Origin of the sequence: Escherichia sp. 20412-1 (assembly GCF_003027595.1) — a bacterium.
In the GTDB taxonomy this organism is placed as follows: Bacteria; Pseudomonadota; Gammaproteobacteria; order Enterobacterales; family Enterobacteriaceae; genus Escherichia; species Escherichia marmotae.
In genome coordinates, this window is sequence record NZ_PYQM01000018.1 from 19,923 (window position 1) to 37,359 (window position 17,437).

Below are 17,437 nucleotides of genomic sequence, written 5' to 3' on the forward strand. Positions count from 1 at the left end.
TTGAATTGTTATAGTTTGGTCTCCTGCACCCTATTTTTTTATAGGCAGAATTGACTCCTCACAGTCATGGGGAATCAGCTCAAACCCATCAAGACGCCTTCGCCAGTTCCTTCACCAGTGGCAGCATTATCCGCATAACATCACGGCAGCGGCGTTCTATTCTTCCTGGAAGTGCCTTATCAATATGCTGTTGATTATCCAGTCTTACGTCATGCCAGCTATTTCCTGCGGGGAATGCGGCTGTTTTTGCGCGTTGCTGATAACCATCTTTATTTCCCAGATTCCAGTTTGTTGCTTCTACCGAAAGTACAGCAATACCGGCTTTGTCAAAAACTTCAGCGTCATTACAACACCCGGTGCCTTTTGGATAATTTTTATTCAAACCAAGATTGGTCGTCGCGGCAATTCCATGACTGCGGGCAATTGCCAGCGCCCGATCGCGCGTTAATTTCCTTACTGCTTCGGGGGTTTTTACGCCACTGTTGAAATACAATTTATCACCGACAATTAAGTTATCGAGATTAATCACCAGCAGAGTATTTTTCTTTTCGGCGTCACTCATTCGTTTGAGTAAATTCTCAGCGCCTAATTTCCCTTCCTCTTCACCACTGGTCGCCACAAAACGAATACCATATTCGGTTGGCGTATTTTTCAGGCGTTCTGCCAGCTCCAGCATGACCCCCAAACCTGCGGCGTTATCATCCATACCTTGTAATGTCAGCCCGCCGAGATTGGCATCGGCATCCGCGTCGCTCTGTGGGGCGTAGGTATCCAGATGCGCCATGATAATGATCTGCTGCGGTGCTTTGCCTTCATGAGCGGCAATCACCGTACTTCCTGTCACGTTATGCCAGTTTTTGTGGTTATCGCGGGCGGTATAAATATATCGGCCATTAAATGTCCGGATATCACTGCGATAACCCATTTGCTGAAACTGTTGCCGGATATAATCGGCAGATAACATTTCTGCGGGTGTTCCGGTCATTCGCCCCGGAAAGAAAGTGGCAATGTGTCGCGCCTGTGTATTAGCAAAATCGCCAGGTTTAGGTGACGAGGCGTGTACGGGGAGAATAAAGCATACGCCGAGCGCCAGGGCAGCGGTACGGTGGCGCAATGCGGAAAACATAGTGAGTCCTTAAATACCATGCAAATTTTTTTACCGCCATAGTATGAAACTGCCGCTGCGCTAAAACAATTTCAAATCTTCCTAAATGCCCGAAATCCGGAGCCTTAAGCACTTTTTGATATTAGCTTTGCCAAATCGTTATTCCGTTAAGGAACTACTCATTCTAATTGGTAATTTCATTCGCACTCTTACGCTCCCTATAGTCGGAATATCTGATGGCAAGCAAATAGCAGTATTGCAAAGGAACGGTTATGAACCAAAAACGACTGACTCACCTGCGGCAACTGGAGGCGGAAAGCATCCACATCATTCGCGAGGTGGCGGCAGAATTCTCAAATCCGGTGATGCTCTACTCCATCGGCAAAGATTCCAGCGTCATGCTACATCTGGCGCGCAAGGCGTTTTATCCAGGTTCGCTGCCTTTCCCGTTGCTGCATGTTGATACCGGCTGGAAATTCCGTGAGATGTATGAATTTCGCGATCGTACGGCAAAAGCCTACGGCTGCGAGCTGTTGGTGCATAAAAATCCAGAAGGTGTGGCGATGGGGATTAATCCATTCGTTCACGGCAGCGCCAAACACACTGACATCATGAAAACCGAAGGCCTGAAACAGGCGCTGAACAAATATGGTTTTGATGCTGCCTTCGGCGGCGCGCGCCGCGATGAAGAGAAATCCCGCGCTAAAGAACGTATCTACTCTTTCCGTGACCGTTTCCATCGCTGGGATCCGAAAAACCAGCGTCCGGAGCTGTGGCATAACTACAACGGGCAGATTAACAAAGGCGAAAGTATCCGCGTCTTCCCACTCTCTAACTGGACCGAGCAGGATATCTGGCAATACATCTGGCTGGAAAATATCGACATTGTTCCGCTGTATCTTGCTGCTGAACGTCCGGTTCTGGAACGCGACGGTATGTTGATGATGATTGATGACAACCGTATCGACCTGCAACCCGGCGAAGTGATTAAAAAACGGATGGTGCGTTTCCGTACGCTGGGCTGCTGGCCGCTGACCGGCGCAGTAGAGTCAAATGCGCAAACACTGCCCGAGATCATCGAAGAGATGCTGGTTTCCACTACCAGCGAACGTCAGGGCCGTGTGATTGACCACGACCAGTCCGGTTCTATGGAGCTGAAAAAACGTCAGGGGTATTTTTAAGATGAACACCGCACTTGCACAACAAATCGCCAATGAAGGCGGCGTCGAAGCCTGGATGATCGCGCAACAACACAAAAGCTTGCTGCGTTTTCTGACCTGTGGCAGCGTTGATGACGGCAAAAGTACCCTGATAGGTCGCCTGTTGCACGATACCCGCCAGATCTACGAAGATCAGCTCTCATCGCTGCATAACGACAGTAAACGCCACGGCACCCAGGGTGAAAAACTGGATCTGGCGCTGCTGGTGGATGGCCTGCAGGCTGAGCGTGAACAAGGCATCACCATTGACGTGGCTTACCGTTATTTCTCCACCGAAAAACGCAAATTTATTATTGCCGACACCCCAGGGCACGAGCAGTACACCCGCAATATGGCGACCGGCGCGTCGACGTGTGATCTGGCGATCTTATTGATCGACGCCCGTAAAGGTGTGCTTGATCAAACCCGTCGTCACAGTTTTATCTCCACGCTTCTGGGGATCAAACATCTGGTAGTGGCGATCAACAAGATGGATCTGGTGGATTACAGCGAAGAAACGTTCATCCGCATTCGTGAAGATTATCTGACCTTTGCCGGGCAACTGCCGGGCAATCTGGATATCCGCTTTGTGCCGCTCTCCGCGCTGGAAGGCGATAATGTTGCTTCGCAAAGTGAAAGTATGCCGTGGTACAGCGGCCCGACACTGCTGGAAGTGCTGGAAACCGTTGAGATTCAGCGAGTGGTTGATGACCAGCCAATGCGCTTCCCGGTGCAGTACGTTAACCGCCCGAATCTTGATTTTCGAGGCTACGCAGGAACGCTGGCCTCTGGCAGCGTGAAAGTCGGGCAACATGTCAAAGTGCTCCCCTCTGGTGTTGAGTCAAATATTGCGCGGATCGTCACGTTTGATGGCGATCGCGAAGACGCCTTTGCCGGAGAAGCGATCACCCTGGTGCTGACGGATGAGATCGACATCAGTCGTGGCGATTTGCTGCTGGCAGCAGATGAAGCGTTGTCGACGGTGCAGAGCGCGTCAGTGGATGTGGTATGGATGGCGGAACAACCGCTTTCCCCAGGGCAGAGTTACGACATCAAAATTGCCGGGAAGAAGACGCGTGCTCGTGTTGATGACATTCATTATCAGATTGATATTAATAACCTTAACCAGCGTGAAGTTGAAAATCTGCCGCTGAACGGCATTGGTCTGGTGGATCTCACTTTTGATGAGCCGCTAGTGTTAGATCGTTATCAACAAAATCCGGTAACTGGTGGGCTGATTTTTATCGATCGCCTGAGCAACGTGACCGTTGGTGCCGGTATGGTGCATGAGCCGAAAAATGAGGTTGCCGTTGCGCCATCAGAATTTAGCGCATTTGAGCTGGAACTGAATGCGTTGGTACGTCGCCACTTCCCACACTGGGGCGCGCGCGATTTGCTGGGAGGTAAATAATGGCGCTGCATGACGAAAACGTCGTCTGGCATAGTCATCCGGTGACTCCACAACAGCGCGAGCAACACCACGGGCATCGTGGTGTTGTGTTGTGGTTTACCGGCCTCTCTGGTTCAGGGAAATCGACAGTTGCCGGGGCGCTGGAGGAGGCGCTGCATAAACTTGGCGTCAGCACGTATTTGCTGGATGGCGACAACGTTCGCCACGGTTTATGCAGCGATCTCGGTTTTAGCGATGCCGATCGTAAAGAAAATATCCGTCGGGTTGGCGAAGTGGCGAATTTAATGGTTGAAGCCGGTCTGGTAGTGCTGACTGCGTTTATCTCACCACATCGCGCTGAACGTCAGATGGTTCGCGAACGTGTAGGAGAAGGGCGGTTTATCGAAGTGTTTGTCGATACGCCGTTGGCGATTTGTGAAGCTCGCGATCCAAAAGGTTTATATAAAAAAGCGCGTGCCGGTGAACTGCGTAACTTTACGGGGATAGATGCCGTTTACGAAGCGCCTGAATCAGCAGAAATTCATCTCAATGGTGAACAATTGGTAACAAATTTGGTTCAGCAATTATTAGATCTACTGAGACAGAACGATATTATCAGATCCTGAGACACCACCGGGTTTACATGCCCGGTTCGTCAAAGTAACAGGATCCGATATGCGTAATAGCCATAACATTACACTAACAAATAGCGAAAGCCTTACCGAAGATGAAGAAACCACATGGTCGCTGTCAGGGGCCGTGGTCGGTTTTGTCTCCTGGCTGTGCGCGCTGGCGATACCGATGTTGATTTATGGCTCTAACACGCTGTTCTTCTTTATCTATACCTGGCCTTTCTTTCTGGCGCTGATGCCCGTCGCGGTGGTGGTGGGTATTGCGCTGCATTCATTGATGGACGGAAAGCTACGCTACAGCATTGTTTTCACCCTGGTGACAGTCGGCATTATGTTTGCCGCACTGTTTATGTGGTTGCTGGGCTAATTTGTTCTTTCCCGTCTGGTCTGTTCATAATTCAAACCGTAACCAATAATGAGATTATGTTCTGCACGCCCTGGGTATACGTAACAATGGACAAATGTGGTACATTTGCCCGCGTTGTCGCGGTATCCCCAACAGAGGATGTAGAGTCGTCTTCGGATGCATGGGATGATGATGCCGTTTTTCAGGGGGCAGGATGGGTAAACTAACGCTGCTGTTGCTGGCTATTCTGGTCTGGCTACAGTATTCGCTGTGGTTCGGTAAGAACGGTATACATGACTATACCCGCGTCAATGATGATGTGGCGGCACAGCAAGCTACAAACGCGAAACTTAAAGCGCGAAACGATCAGCTTTTTGCCGAAATTGACGATCTCAATGGCGGCCAGGAGGCGCTCGAAGAGCGTGCGCGTAATGAACTCAGCATGACCAGGCCGGGCGAAACTTTTTATCGTCTGGTGCCTGACGCGTCGAAGCGCGCGCAGTCTGCGGGGCAAAACAATCGATAAATCAGCCCAGGAATTAACATGGCAACCACTCATTTGGATGTTTGCGCCGTGGTTCCGGCGGCCGGATTTGGCCGCCGAATGCAAACGGAATGTCCTAAGCAATATCTCTCAATAGGTAATCAAACCATTCTTGAACACTCGGTGTATGCGCTCCTGGCGCATCCCCGGGTGACGCGTGTCGTCATTGCAATAAGCCCGGGCGATAGTCGTTTTGCACAACTTTCTCTGGCGAATCATCCGCAAATCACTGTTGTTGATGGTGGTGAAGAGCGTGCCGATTCTGTGCTGGCAGGACTGAAAGCTGCTGGCGACGCGCAGTGGGTGTTGGTGCATGACGCCGCTCGTCCTTGCCTGCATCAGGATGATCTTGCACGGCTGTTAACTCTGAGCGAAACCAGCCGCACGGGGGGGATTCTTGCCGCTCCGGTGCGCGATACCATGAAACGCGCCGAACCTGATAAAAATGCCATTGCACATACCGTTGATCGCAACGGTTTATGGCACGCGCTGACGCCGCAATTTTTCCCTCGAGAGCTGTTATATGACTGCTTGATGCGTGCTTTAAATGAAGGCGCAACCATTACCGATGAAGCCTCGGCGCTGGAATATTGCGGTTTTCATCCGCAGCTTGTCGAAGGCCGTGCGGATAACATTAAAGTCACGCGCCCGGAAGATTTGGCGCTTGCTGAATTTTACCTCACCCGAACCATCCATCAGGAGAATACATAATGCGAATTGGACACGGTTTTGATGTACACGCCTTTGGTGGCGAAGGCCCAATTATCATTGGTGGCGTGCGCATTCCTTACGAAAAAGGGCTGTTGGCGCATTCTGATGGCGACGTGGCGCTGCATGCGCTGACCGATGCACTACTTGGTGCCGCGGCGCTGGGGGATATCGGCAAGCTGTTTCCGGATACCGATCCGGCATTTAAAGGTGCCGATAGCCGCGAGCTGCTACGCGAAGCCTGGCGACGCATTCAGGCGAAGGGGTATACCCTCGGCAACGTTGATGTCACTATCATCGCTCAGGCACCGAAGATGTTGCCGCACATTCCACAAATGCGCGTGTTTATTGCCGAAGATCTCGGCTGCCATATGGATGATGTTAACGTGAAAGCCACCACCACGGAAAAACTTGGATTTACCGGACGTGGGGAAGGGATTGCCTGTGAAGCGGTGGCGCTACTCATTAAGGCAACAAAATGATTGAGTTTGATAATCTCACTTACCTCCACGGCAAACCGCAAGGCACCGGGCTGCTGAAAGCCAACCCGGAAGACTTTGTGGTGGTGGAAGATTTAGGCTTTGAGCCTGATGGTGAAGGTGAGCATATTCTGGTGCGGGTGCTTAAAAACGGTTGCAATACCCGGTTTGTGGCGGACGCACTGGCAAAATTCCTGAAAATTCATGCTCGTGAAGTCAGCTTCGCGGGGCAGAAAGACAAACATGCCGTTACGGAACAGTGGTTATGCGCGCGTGTACCGGGCAAAGAAATGCCTGATCTGAGTGCGTTTCAACTGGAAGGTTGCCAGGTGCTGGAGTATGCGCGGCACAAGCGTAAGCTGCGTTTAGGGGCGCTGAAAGGTAACGCCTTTACCCTGGTGCTACGCGAAGTGAGCAATCGCGATGACGTTGAACAGCGTCTGATCGATATTTGCGTGAAAGGTGTACCGAACTACTTTGGTGCGCAACGTTTTGGTATTGGCGGCAGTAACTTGCAGGGGGCGCTGCGCTGGGCGCAAACGAATACTCCGGTGCGCGATCGCAATAAACGCAGTTTTTGGTTGTCGGCAGCCCGTAGTGCGTTGTTTAATCAGATTGTTGCTGAGCGCCTCAAAAAAGCGGACGTTAATCAAGTTGTTGACGGCGATGCGCTACAATTAGCCGGGCGTGGTAGCTGGTTTGTTGCTACTAACGATGAAATGGCGGAATTACAGCGTCGCGTCAACGATAAAGAGCTGATGATTACCGCTGCTTTGCCCGGTAGCGGCGAGTGGGGAACCCAGCGTGAGGCGCTGGCATTCGAACAAGCGGCGGTTGCCGACGAAACTGAATTGCAAGCATTACTGGTACGCGAAAAAGTAGACGCCGCGCGCAGAGCGATGCTGTTATATCCACAACAATTAAGCTGGAACTGGTGGGATGACGTCACCGTAGAAATCCGTTTCTGGCTTCCGGCGGGAAGTTTTGCAACCAGCGTTGTCAGGGAACTTATCAACACAACAGGTGATTATGCGCATATTGCTGAGTAATGATGACGGGGTACATGCACCCGGTATACAAACGCTGGCGAAAGCCTTGCGTGAGTTTGCTGACGTTCAGGTGGTTGCCCCCGATCGTAACCGCAGCGGCGCTTCAAATTCTCTGACACTGGAATCCTCCCTGCGCACGTTTACCTTTGAAAATGGTGATATCGCCGTGCAAATGGGAACCCCGACCGATTGTGTATATCTTGGTGTGAATGCACTGATGCGTCCGCGTCCGGATATTGTGGTTTCGGGCATTAACGCCGGGCCGAATCTGGGTGATGATGTTATCTATTCCGGTACGGTGGCAGCCGCGATGGAAGGCCGTCATTTAGGTTTTCCAGCGCTGGCCGTCTCGCTTGACGGGCATAAGCATTATGACACTGCTGCGGCGGTAACCTGTTCTATTTTGCGCGCACTGTGCAAAGAGCCGCTGCGCACCGGGCGTATTCTCAATATTAACGTCCCGGATTTACCGCTGGATCAGATTAAAGGTATCCGCGTCACTCGCTGCGGTACACGACATCCGGCAGATCAAGTTATCCCGCAACAGGATCCGCGCGGTAATACGCTGTACTGGATTGGCCCGCCGGGCGGTAAGTGCGATGCCGGTCCGGGGACTGATTTTGCTGCGGTAGATGAAGGCTATGTCTCCATCACGCCGCTGCATGTAGATTTAACCGCGCACAACGCGCAAGATGTGGTTTCAGACTGGTTAAACAGCGTGGGAGTTGGCACGCAATGGTAAGCAGACGCGTACAAGCACTTCTGGATCAATTACGTGCGCAAGGTATTCAGGATGAGCAGGTGTTGAACGCACTTGCCGCCGTGCCGCGTGAAAAATTCATTGATGAAGCGTTTGAACAAAAAGCCTGGGACAATATCGCGTTGCCGATAGGTCAGGGGCAGACAATTTCGCAGCCGTACATGGTGGCGCGAATGACCGAATTACTCGAACTGACGCCGCAGTCGCGGGTGCTGGAAATCGGCACCGGTTCGGGCTATCAAACGGCAATCCTGGCACATCTTGTCCAGCATGTATGTTCGGTTGAACGGATTAAAGGATTGCAGTGGCAGGCGCGTCGTCGCCTGAAAAATCTTGATTTACATAATGTTTCAACCCGTCACGGCGATGGATGGCAAGGTTGGCAAGCACGTGCGCCGTTTGACGCTATCATTGTAACGGCAGCACCGCCCGAAATTCCTACTGCACTAATGACGCAACTGGATGAAGGCGGGATTCTCGTCTTGCCGGTAGGGGAAGAGCACCAGTATTTGAAGCGGGTGCGTCGTCGCGGGGGCGAATTTATTATCGATACCGTAGAGGCCGTGCGCTTTGTTCCCTTAGTGAAGGGGGAGCTGGCTTAAAGTGCGAGGAAATACCTGGAATTTTCCTGGTTATTTTGCAGCAGGTCAGCGTATCGTGAACATCTTTTCCAGTGTTCAGTAGGGTGCCTTGCACGGTAATTATGTCACTGGTTATTAATTAATTTTTCCTGGGGGATAAATGAGCGCGGGAAGCCCAAAATTCACCGTTCGCCGTATTGCGGCTTTGTCACTGGTTTCGCTATGGTTGGCTGGCTGTTCTGACACATCGAATCCACCGGCACCAGTCAGTTCCGTTAACGGCAATGCACCTGCAAATACCAATTCAGGTATGTTGATTACGCCACCGCCGAAAATGGGGACGACGTCTAAAACGCAGCAACCGCAAATTCAGCCGGTACAGCAGCCACAAATTCAATCTACGCAACAACCACAAATCCAGCCGGTGCAGCCTGTCACTCAGCAACCGGTGCAAATGGAAAATGGGCGTATCGTCTACAACCGTCAGTACGGGAATATTCCGAAAGGCAGTTATAGCGGTAGTACTTATACCGTGAAAAAAGGCGACACACTTTTCTATATTGCCTGGATCACCGGTAACGATTTCCGCGATCTCGCCCAACGTAATAATATTGAGGCACCATACGCGTTGAACGTAGGTCAGACTTTACAGGTTGGCAATGCTTCTGGCACGCCAATCACTGGCGGAAATGCCATTACCCAGGCGGATGCAGCAGAGCAAGGAGTTGTGATCAAGCCTGCACAAAATTCCACCGTTGCTGTTGCGTCGCAACCGACAATTACGTATTCTGAATCTTCGGGTGAACAGAGTGCTAACAAAATGTTGCCGAACAACAAGCCAACTGCGACCACGGTCACAGCGCCTGTAACTGTACCAACAGCAAGCACAACCGAGCCGACTGTCAGCAGTACATCAACCAGTACGCCGATTTCCACCTGGCGCTGGCCAACTGAGGGCAAAGTGATTGAAACCTTTGGCGCTTCTGAGGGAGGCAACAAGGGGATTGATATCGCAGGTAGCAAAGGACAGGCAATTATCGCGACCGCAGATGGCCGCGTTGTTTATGCCGGTAATGCGCTGCGCGGCTACGGTAATCTGATTATCATCAAACATAATGATGATTACCTGAGTGCCTACGCCCATAACGACACAATGCTGGTCCGGGAACAACAAGAAGTGAAGGCGGGGCAAAAAATAGCAACCATGGGTAGCACCGGAACCAGTTCAACACGATTGCATTTTGAAATTCGTTACAAGGGGAAATCCGTAAACCCGCTGCGTTATTTACCGCAGCGATAATTCGGCGGAACCAGGCTTTTGCTTGAGCGTTCCGTCAAGGGATCACGGGTAGGAGCCACCTTATGAGTCAGAATACGCTGAAAGTTCATGATTTAAATGAAGATGCGGAATTTGATGAGAACGGAGTTGAGGTTTTTGACGAAAAGGCCTTAGTTGAAGAGGAACCCAGTGATAACGATTTGGCCGAAGAGGAGCTGTTATCGCAGGGTGCCACACAGCGTGTGCTGGACGCGACTCAGCTTTACCTTGGTGAGATTGGTTATTCGCCACTGTTAACGGCCGAAGAAGAAGTTTATTTTGCGCGTCGCGCACTGCGTGGAGATGTCGCCTCCCGCCGCCGGATGATCGAGAGTAACTTGCGTCTGGTGGTAAAAATTGCCCGCCGTTATGGCAATCGTGGTCTGGCGTTGCTGGATCTTATCGAAGAGGGTAACCTGGGGCTGATCCGCGCGGTTGAGAAGTTTGACCCGGAACGTGGTTTCCGCTTCTCAACATACGCAACATGGTGGATTCGCCAGACGATCGAACGGGCGATTATGAACCAAACCCGTACGATTCGTTTGCCGATCCACATCGTAAAGGAGCTGAACGTTTACCTGCGAACCGCACGTGAGTTGTCCCATAAGCTGGATCACGAACCGAGCGCGGAAGAAATCGCAGAGCAACTGGATAAGCCAGTTGATGACGTCAGCCGTATGCTTCGTCTTAACGAGCGCATTACCTCGGTAGACACCCCGCTGGGTGGTGATTCCGAAAAAGCGTTGCTGGACATCCTGGCCGACGAAAAAGAGAACGGTCCGGAAGACACCACGCAAGATGACGATATGAAGCAGAGCATCGTCAAATGGCTGTTCGAACTGAACGCCAAGCAGCGTGAAGTGCTGGCACGTCGATTCGGTTTGCTGGGGTATGAAGCGGCAACACTGGAAGATGTAGGTCGTGAAATAGGCCTCACACGAGAACGTGTTCGCCAGATTCAGGTTGAAGGCCTGCGCCGTCTGCGTGAGATTTTGCAGACTCAGGGGCTGAATATCGAAGCGCTGTTCCGCGAATAAGCAAGCATCTGTCAGAAAGGCCAGTCTCATATGAGGCTGGCCTTTTTCTTTTGTTTGGGGAGTTGGTGTATTTTGTCGCCTGGATAAGATGCGACAGCGTCGCATCCGGCAATCAGCACCCTATGTGTTCATCATCTTGCGCACCAGTCGCATAAACAACACCTGCTCTTCTCTACTCAAACGCCCCAAAAATTCATCATCCACGCGGTTACCAATGGGATCGCCGCAGCAAGTACCCATCGAACCTTTTCGCTAAGGTTAAATTACTGCCCACACGCACCAGGTGATTAAGAATCCGGTAAAACCGAGGATGGTCGTTAACACTGTCCAGGTTTTCAGACCATCTGCCACCGATAAACCCAGATATTTGGTGACGATCCAGAAACCGGAGTCGTTAATGTGCGATGCGCCAAGCCCACCAAAGCAGGCCGCCAGTGTCACCAGTACGCACTGAATCGGATTCAGCCCCACAACCGCTTCTGAAAGTAGTCCGCCTGTTGTCAGGATTGCTACGGTTGCCGAACCCTGCGATGCACGCAGCGCCAGTGAAATAATAAATGCCGCAGGCAACAGAGGCAGGTCAATCATTTGTAGCATGTTGGCAAGAGCCTTACCGACGCCAGATTCCACCAGCACTTTGCCGAACACCCCACCAGCTCCAGTAACCAGAATAACTACCGCCGCAGTGGGAAGGGCTGAGCCCATAATATCGCTGGTGTGTTGCAGGCTCCAGCCGCGACGTAAGGCCAATAACCAGAACGCCAGTACCAGCGCAATCATCAATGCTACCATCGGTGAGCCGAGCAGTTGCAACGTACCAAGCAGGGGATGCGAGGCTGGCATTAGTGTTGCCGAAACCGTACCCGCCATAATAATCGCGATAGGGATAACAATTAGCGAGGTGACCAGCGCTACGCCTGGCGGATTTATTTTATCGCTTAATTTTGTTGCGTTTCCCTCACTGGCTGGAGCCAGTTGCATCTGCTCCAGTACTTCCACCGACATCGCATATTGGCGCTTATTGATTATTTTCGCTGCAAAATAGCCGACAATGCCCACTGGAATAGAAATCGCAATACCGATTATGGTCAGCCAGCCGATGTCTGCGTGAAGGAGTCCCGCTGCGGCGACGGGGCCAGGATGTGGCGGCACAGCTACGTGAACGGTCAGCATGATCCCAGCAACAGGCAGACCAAATTTAAGCGGTGATATTTTTGCAACCTTGGCAAAGCCATAAATGATTGGCGCAAGAATAATAAAGCCGACATCAAAGAAGACGGGGATGCCGAGGAAGAATGCTGCCAGAGTCAGTGCGGCGATTGTTCGTTTATCCCCTAACTTACGGCTGAAATAATTGGCCAGTGATTCTGCGCCGCCAGAGTGCTCGATCATGCGCCCCAGCATAGCGCCAAGGCCGATGATAATGGTGACGGAACCAAGCACGCCACCCATCCCGGCGATCATCACTTTACCTACTTCGCCAGCCGGGATACCCGCTGCAAGTGCGACTAACAGGCTGACGAGAAGCAGCGCGACGAATGGTTGTACCTTTGCCTTGATGACCAGCAGCAACAGCATGATTACGCCAGCTAACGCAATGCATAACAATGTAATTGTGGACATGGAAAACCCTGTCTGAAAGTTATAGTTAACCTACCCCATCCGTAGATGGGGGGATGTATGGGTACGTTGTAATTATGGATTTAGCGAATTAGCGCCAGGCGTCAAACCAGCCAAGCCCTTCTTCGGTGAGGCCGCGGGGTTTGTATTCACAACCGATCCAACCCTGATATCCCACCTTATCGAACAGGCGAAACAGCCACGGATAATTGATCTCGCCATCGTCTGGTTCATGTCGGTCAGGCAGTCCGGCAATTTGCACGTGGGCATATTTCCCAGCGTAATCGCGGATTAAATGCGTCAGGTCGCCATCTACTTTTTGCGCATGGAAGGTATCCAACTGAATAAACACATTATCGCGAGCGACCTCTTCAACAATTGCCAGTGCCTGATACTGACTGGAGAAGAGATAACCAGGTTTAACGGCTGGGCTGAGTGCTTCAACCAAAACTCGCTTGCCGTGCGGCGCAAAGCTATCGGCAGCGTAGCGGAGATTATCGATAAACACTGCCCGATACCGTTCAGCGTCTTCGCCTGCGGGCACTACTCCTGCCATCACATGAACTTGTTCGCAATTGAGCGCCAGCGCATATTCCAGAGCCAGATCGATGTCCGCGCGAGCTTCGTGCTCACGTCCGGGAAGGGCGGATAATCCCCATTCACCCGCATTAACATCCCCAGGAGCGGTATTGAACAGCGCCAGCGTCAGATGGTTTTGCGCCAGTTGTTGCTGGATTTGCTGGATGGAATAGTCATAGGGAAACAGAAATTCCACGGCATCAAAACCAGCTTTTCGCGCTGCGGCGAAGCGTTCAATAAAAGGCACTTCGGTGAACATCATGGATAAATTAGCTGCAAAACGAGGCATTGCATTAACTCCTTAATTCCGCAATTTCATCTGCGGTCAGATAGCGGATCGGGCGGTCGCTGAGAATAAAAATCAGCCTGGCCGTTTCCTCCAGCTCTTCCATATTGTTGGCAGCTTCTTGCAGGCTTTCACCGCAAACCACTGGGCCATGATTTGCTAACAAAAAGGCCTGATGATTTGCTGCCAGTTCCGCCAGATCCTGTGCGATGCGTTTATCGCCCGGGCGATAATAGGGCACCAACGGGACGTTCCCCATCCGCATCACCACGTACGGTGTGAACGGACGAATAACGTTACTGCTGTCCAGCCCTTGAAGGCAGGAAAGTGCCGTCGACCACGTACTGTGCAAATGCACGACAACTTTACAGCGCGGATTATTGCGATACAGCGCCAGATGAAAGAGCACTTCTTTTGAGGGTTTGTCACCACTTAGCCATTCGCCATCCGCGGTGACTTTGGAAAGCCGCTGCGGATCGAGATTACCCAGGCATGAACCTGTCGGCGTTGCCAGTAAATTCCCGTCAGGCAAAAGCAGCGACAGATTGCCAGCCGAACCGGTGGCATAGCCGCGCTGAAAGAACGAACTGGCAATCCGCGTCATCTCTTCTCGCAAAGACTGCTCTGCTTTTGCGAAATCGCTCATGGTAGAAACTCTCTTTGGGCTCGTGAAAAAAAGGCTTCGTCACCGAAATTGCCGGATTTAAGGGCCAGTGAGACAGGTTTATCCAGTGCGTTAACCCACGGCACACCGGGGGAAATTGTTGGGCCAATATGGAACCCTTTTATGCCCAGACTCTGCGTGACCACTCCGGAAGTTTCACCGCCTGCGACAATAAAACGTGTTACACCTTCCGCCGCTAACCTGGCAGCCAGTAGCGAAAACAGCGCTTCCACTGCCTGGCTGGCTTTTTGTGCGCCATATTGCTGTTGAATAGCGGCCAGCGCGTCGGTGCTGGCGGTGGCAAAAACCAGCGGAGCAAGTTCACTTTCCTGACTCAGAACCCATTTCGCCAGTTCGTGTGTATAAGCGACCAGTGTTTCTGTTGTGAGACAACGTGCCACATCAACTTCACGGGCTGGCGCAATCTGACGGTAATGTGCCACCTGGCAATTGGTCATTTGTGAGCATGAACCGGAGAGCACTACGCCGCGCCCTGCGAGTGGACGCCCTGCTTCGCGTGCCTGGTTACCGTTTTCTTGCGCCCACTGCCGGGCCAGACCTATCGCAAGGCCAGAACCGCCGGTTACTAATGGGGCATCACGCAAGGCTTCACCCTGAATTTCCAGATGGCGTTCGGTCAGGGCATCAAGCACCGCGTAGCGATAGCCCTCTTGCTGTAAACGGGCCAGTTCCTGACGCATGGCTTCCACACCTTTTTCGAGAATATGCGCCGAAACGACGCCGCAGCGCCCTGTGGATTGTGCTTCAACCAGACGCGGAAGGTAGCTGTCGGTCATAGGATTTACTGGATGATGCCGCATCCCGGATTCGGCCAGCAGTTGATTCATCACGAACAAATAACCCTGATAAACCGTGCGCCCGTTGACTGGCAGAGCCGGGGAAAAGACCGTAAACGGCGTGTCGAGTGCATCCATTAATGCATCAGTCACCGGGCCGATATTGCCTTTCTCAGTACTGTCGAAAGTGGAGCAGTATTTGAAGTAGACTTGTTTGCAACCTTGTTGTTGCAACCAGCGCAGAGCCGCCAGCGATTGCTGTGTGGCTTCTGCCACCGGGCAGGAGCGAGTTTTCAGACTGATCACAACGGCATCGATTGCTTCCGGCATTTCCCCTGTCGGGACACCGTTGATTTGCACCGTTGGCAGACTATTTTCCACCAGAAAACTGGCGATATCCGTCGCGCCGGTAAAATCATCAGCGATAACGCCAATCTTGATCATGATTTCGCTCCCGGTAGAGTGATGCCAGAGAAAATCTTGATGACTGCGCTGTCGTCTTCTTTTCCGTAACCTGCGTTGCTGGCGCTGGTGAACATATTCAACGCTGTTGAGGCCAACGGCAGCGGAAAGTGCAGGGCTTTAGCGGTATCAGCAACCAGCCCGAGATCCTTCACAAAAATATCTACGGCAGAATGCGGGGTGTAATCGCCATCCACCACATGGCGCATCCGGTTTTCGAACATCCACGAATTTCCGGCGGCATTGGTTACGACGTCATACATTACATCCAGTGGGATCCCCGCACGGGCAGCAAGCGCCATCGCTTCGGCCCCGGCAGCAATATGCACGCCAGCTAACAACTGGTGGATAATTTTTACTGTCGAACCCAGACCCGGCTCTGCACCAATGCGATAAACTTTTCCGGCGACGGCTTCCAGCACGGGGGTCAGGCGTTCAAAGGCAAGATCACTACCGGAGGCCATAACGGTCATTTCACCGTTAGCGGCTTTTACCGCGCCACCAGAAACTGGCGCATCCAGCATTTCCAGATCGAACGCAGCCAGAGCAGTGGCAATTTCCTGCGCATCAGCACTGGCGATAGTGGAAGAAACCATTACAGCCGTGCCGGGTTTCAGATGCTGTGCAACGCCTTTATCACCAAACAGTACTTGTTTGACCTGGGCCGCATTTACCACCAGCACCAGCAGAGCATCCAGTTTTTCGGCAAACGTCGCGGCGTTATCGGAAACCCCGCAAGCGCCAGCCTCTTTCAGCGTAGCGCAGGCATTGGCGTTCAGGTCTGCGCCCCAGGTAGAAAGACCCGCGCGGACACACGACAGCGCCGCTCCCATCCCCATTGACCCTAAACCAACGATACCGACATGAAACTCAGCTCCCGTTTTCATCTGCTCTCCTTGTTAATTTAAGTGATATTTTGTTTGATGTTGTGAATATAAGCGCCAGGCGATAACGATATGGTGAGCTGATTCACAAAAATTAACATGGCGTGTTATTTTATGTGAACTAAGCGATAGTTGCGTTGCGCACGTTTCGCAGGCAAATAGCGTAGAATGTCCGCAGGACAAAGGAAGGAGCAAAAGTTGATACCCGTAGAGCGTCGCCAAATCATCCTTGAGATGGTAGCTGAAAAAGGCATTGTCAGTATTGCTGAACTGACGGACAGAATGAATGTGTCACATATGACCATTCGTCGGGATTTGCAAAAACTGGAGCAGCAGGGCGCTGTTGTGTTGGTGTCCGGAGGTGTCCAGTCGCCGGGACGTGTGGCGCATGAACCTTCTCACCAGGTAAAAACTGCGCTGGCAATGACGCAAAAAGCGGCTATTGGCAAGCTGGCGGCAAGTCTCGTTCAGCCGGGGAGTTGTATCTATCTGGATGCGGGAACGACCACGTTAGCGATTGCACAGCATTTGATTCACATGGAGCCACTCACTGTAGTCACCAACGATTTCGTTATCGCAAACTACTTGCTCGACAACAGTAATTGCACAATTATTCACACTGGTGGTGCAGTTTGTCGGGAAAACCGTTCCTGTGTCGGAGAAGCCGCCGCGACCATGCTGCGCAGCTTGATGATTGATCAGGCTTTTATTTCTGCATCGTCATGGAGTGTGCGGGGTATCTCTACGCCAGCGGAAGATAAAGTCACGGTGAAACGGGCGATTGCCAGTGCCAGCCGCCAGCGGATTCTGGTCTGTGATGCCACGAAATATGGTCAGGTGGCGACATGGCTGGCGTTACCGTTAAGTGAGTTTGATCAGATCATTACTGACGGCGGTCTGCCGGAAAGCGCCAGCCGCACGCTGGCGAAGCTTGATCTCTCTTTGCTGGTGGCGAAAAACGAATAATGGCCTGAAATAAAACCGGGATACTCATGCT

Annotated in this window: 19 protein-coding genes; 13 read left to right on the forward strand and 6 right to left on the reverse strand. The window is 52.0% G+C overall.

Annotated features, from left to right (window positions below; translation table 11 throughout):
- Window positions 1–88: 88 nt before the first annotated feature.
- Complete coding sequence (gene iap, locus C7B16_RS13645; protein WP_107179818.1) at window positions 89–1,126, reverse strand: alkaline phosphatase isozyme conversion aminopeptidase; 1,038 nt, start codon at window positions 1,124–1,126, stop codon at window positions 89–91.
- 251 nt (window positions 1,127–1,377) lie between these two features.
- Here iap and cysD point away from each other — a divergent pair, with 251 nt between their 5' ends.
- From cysD to rpoS, 12 genes are all read left to right on the forward strand, one after another.
- Window positions 1,378–2,286, forward strand: a complete 909-nt coding sequence (gene cysD, locus C7B16_RS13650; RefSeq protein ID WP_107179819.1) for a sulfate adenylyltransferase subunit CysD — start codon at window positions 1,378–1,380, stop codon at window positions 2,284–2,286.
- Between the two features lies 1 nt (window position 2,287).
- Entirely contained in the window at window positions 2,288–3,715 is a 1,428-nt protein-coding gene (gene cysN, locus C7B16_RS13655) for a sulfate adenylyltransferase subunit CysN (RefSeq protein ID WP_107179820.1), read from the forward strand.
- On the forward strand, window positions 3,715–4,320 hold the full coding sequence (gene cysC / locus C7B16_RS13660) for an adenylyl-sulfate kinase (protein ID WP_001173652.1): 606 nt from the start codon (window positions 3,715–3,717) through the stop codon (window positions 4,318–4,320). Before cysN ends, cysC begins: the two co-directional genes overlap by 1 nt.
- Window positions 4,321–4,369: 49 nt before the next feature.
- Entirely contained in the window at window positions 4,370–4,693 is a 324-nt protein-coding gene (locus tag C7B16_RS13665; RefSeq protein ID WP_001246116.1) for a DUF3561 family protein, read from the forward strand.
- 193 nt (window positions 4,694–4,886) lie between these two features.
- A complete protein-coding gene (ftsB, locus tag C7B16_RS13670; RefSeq protein ID WP_000517476.1) occupies window positions 4,887–5,198 on the forward strand; it encodes a cell division protein FtsB in 312 nt (103 codons plus the stop codon).
- An 18-nt stretch (window positions 5,199–5,216) separates the two neighbouring features.
- Complete coding sequence (gene ispD / locus C7B16_RS13675) at window positions 5,217–5,927, forward strand: 2-C-methyl-D-erythritol 4-phosphate cytidylyltransferase (protein WP_107179821.1); 711 nt, start codon at window positions 5,217–5,219, stop codon at window positions 5,925–5,927.
- A complete protein-coding gene (ispF, locus tag C7B16_RS13680; protein ID WP_001219242.1) occupies window positions 5,927–6,406 on the forward strand; it encodes a 2-C-methyl-D-erythritol 2,4-cyclodiphosphate synthase in 480 nt (159 codons plus the stop codon). Before ispD ends, ispF begins: the two co-directional genes overlap by 1 nt.
- Window positions 6,403–7,452: a tRNA pseudouridine(13) synthase TruD gene (truD, locus tag C7B16_RS13685; RefSeq protein ID WP_000568971.1), complete on the forward strand. Its 1,050-nt coding sequence runs from the start codon at window positions 6,403–6,405 to the stop codon at window positions 7,450–7,452. The genes ispF and truD overlap by 4 nt, the downstream gene beginning before the upstream one ends.
- Window positions 7,433–8,194, forward strand: coding sequence for a 5'/3'-nucleotidase SurE (gene surE / locus C7B16_RS13690; RefSeq protein ID WP_001516955.1), 762 nt, complete (start codon window positions 7,433–7,435; stop codon window positions 8,192–8,194). Before truD ends, surE begins: the two co-directional genes overlap by 20 nt.
- Complete coding sequence (pcm, locus tag C7B16_RS13695; RefSeq protein WP_000254703.1) at window positions 8,188–8,814, forward strand: protein-L-isoaspartate O-methyltransferase; 627 nt, start codon at window positions 8,188–8,190, stop codon at window positions 8,812–8,814. Before surE ends, pcm begins: the two co-directional genes overlap by 7 nt.
- A gap of 184 nt (window positions 8,815–8,998) precedes the next feature.
- A complete protein-coding gene (nlpD, locus tag C7B16_RS13700) occupies window positions 8,999–10,093 on the forward strand; it encodes a murein hydrolase activator NlpD (RefSeq protein ID WP_306667652.1) in 1,095 nt (364 codons plus the stop codon).
- Window positions 10,094–10,155: 62 nt separating this feature from the next.
- Window positions 10,156–11,148 carry an RNA polymerase sigma factor RpoS gene (rpoS, locus tag C7B16_RS13705; RefSeq protein ID WP_000081550.1) on the forward strand — a complete coding sequence of 331 codons (993 nt, stop codon included), beginning with the start codon at window positions 10,156–10,158 and terminating at the stop codon, window positions 11,146–11,148.
- A 258-nt stretch (window positions 11,149–11,406) separates the two neighbouring features.
- Here rpoS and C7B16_RS13715 read toward each other — a convergent pair whose 3' ends face one another.
- From C7B16_RS13715 to ltnD, 5 genes are all read right to left on the reverse strand, one after another.
- The gene (locus C7B16_RS13715; protein ID WP_000104436.1) at window positions 11,407–12,771 is read right to left on the reverse strand and encodes a GntP family transporter; all 1,365 of its coding nucleotides are present in this window, start codon (window positions 12,769–12,771) and stop codon (window positions 11,407–11,409) included.
- 88 nt (window positions 12,772–12,859) lie between these two features.
- Window positions 12,860–13,636 (reverse strand): HPr family phosphocarrier protein, encoded by a 777-nt coding sequence (locus tag C7B16_RS13720; RefSeq protein ID WP_001136907.1) that lies wholly within the window; start codon window positions 13,634–13,636, stop codon window positions 12,860–12,862.
- A 4-nt stretch (window positions 13,637–13,640) separates the two neighbouring features.
- On the reverse strand, window positions 13,641–14,279 hold the full coding sequence (locus C7B16_RS13725; protein WP_107179822.1) for an aldolase: 639 nt from the start codon (window positions 14,277–14,279) through the stop codon (window positions 13,641–13,643).
- Window positions 14,276–15,538, reverse strand: a complete 1,263-nt coding sequence (gene otnK, locus C7B16_RS13730; RefSeq protein ID WP_105267978.1) for a 3-oxo-tetronate kinase — start codon at window positions 15,536–15,538, stop codon at window positions 14,276–14,278. Before otnK ends, C7B16_RS13725 begins: the two co-directional genes overlap by 4 nt.
- The gene (ltnD, locus tag C7B16_RS13735) at window positions 15,535–16,443 is read right to left on the reverse strand and encodes an L-threonate dehydrogenase (protein WP_105224743.1); all 909 of its coding nucleotides are present in this window, start codon (window positions 16,441–16,443) and stop codon (window positions 15,535–15,537) included. The genes otnK and ltnD overlap by 4 nt, the downstream gene beginning before the upstream one ends.
- 195 nt (window positions 16,444–16,638) lie before the next feature.
- Here ltnD and ygbI point away from each other — a divergent pair, with 195 nt between their 5' ends.
- The gene (gene ygbI / locus C7B16_RS13740) at window positions 16,639–17,406 is read left to right on the forward strand and encodes a DNA-binding transcriptional repressor YgbI (protein ID WP_001516952.1); all 768 of its coding nucleotides are present in this window, start codon (window positions 16,639–16,641) and stop codon (window positions 17,404–17,406) included.
- Window positions 17,407–17,437 lie beyond the last annotated feature (31 nt).

Excerpts from the sequence above, each read along its gene's own strand:
- iap (WP_107179818.1), bottom strand. The coding sequence starts at position 1,126 with ATGTTTTCCGCATTGCGCCACCGTACCGCTGCCCTGGCGCTCGGCGTA.
- cysD (WP_107179819.1), top strand. The coding sequence starts at position 1,378 with ATGAACCAAAAACGACTGACTCACCTGCGGCAACTGGAGGCGGAAAGC.
- cysN (WP_107179820.1), top strand. The coding sequence starts at position 2,288 with ATGAACACCGCACTTGCACAACAAATCGCCAATGAAGGCGGCGTCGAA.
- cysC (WP_001173652.1), top strand. The coding sequence starts at position 3,715 with ATGGCGCTGCATGACGAAAACGTCGTCTGGCATAGTCATCCGGTGACT.
- C7B16_RS13665 (WP_001246116.1), top strand. The coding sequence starts at position 4,370 with ATGCGTAATAGCCATAACATTACACTAACAAATAGCGAAAGCCTTACC.
- ftsB (WP_000517476.1), top strand. The coding sequence starts at position 4,887 with ATGGGTAAACTAACGCTGCTGTTGCTGGCTATTCTGGTCTGGCTACAG.
- ispD (WP_107179821.1), top strand. The coding sequence starts at position 5,217 with ATGGCAACCACTCATTTGGATGTTTGCGCCGTGGTTCCGGCGGCCGGA.
- ispF (WP_001219242.1), top strand. The coding sequence starts at position 5,927 with ATGCGAATTGGACACGGTTTTGATGTACACGCCTTTGGTGGCGAAGGC.
- truD (WP_000568971.1), top strand. The coding sequence starts at position 6,403 with ATGATTGAGTTTGATAATCTCACTTACCTCCACGGCAAACCGCAAGGC.
- surE (WP_001516955.1), top strand. The coding sequence starts at position 7,433 with ATGCGCATATTGCTGAGTAATGATGACGGGGTACATGCACCCGGTATA.
- pcm (WP_000254703.1), top strand. The coding sequence starts at position 8,188 with ATGGTAAGCAGACGCGTACAAGCACTTCTGGATCAATTACGTGCGCAA.
- rpoS (WP_000081550.1), top strand. The coding sequence starts at position 10,156 with ATGAGTCAGAATACGCTGAAAGTTCATGATTTAAATGAAGATGCGGAA.
- C7B16_RS13715 (WP_000104436.1), bottom strand. The coding sequence starts at position 12,771 with ATGTCCACAATTACATTGTTATGCATTGCGTTAGCTGGCGTAATCATG.
- C7B16_RS13720 (WP_001136907.1), bottom strand. The coding sequence starts at position 13,636 with ATGCCTCGTTTTGCAGCTAATTTATCCATGATGTTCACCGAAGTGCCT.
- C7B16_RS13725 (WP_107179822.1), bottom strand. The coding sequence starts at position 14,279 with ATGAGCGATTTCGCAAAAGCAGAGCAGTCTTTGCGAGAAGAGATGACG.
- otnK (WP_105267978.1), bottom strand. The coding sequence starts at position 15,538 with ATGATCAAGATTGGCGTTATCGCTGATGATTTTACCGGCGCGACGGAT.
- ltnD (WP_105224743.1), bottom strand. The coding sequence starts at position 16,443 with ATGAAAACGGGAGCTGAGTTTCATGTCGGTATCGTTGGTTTAGGGTCA.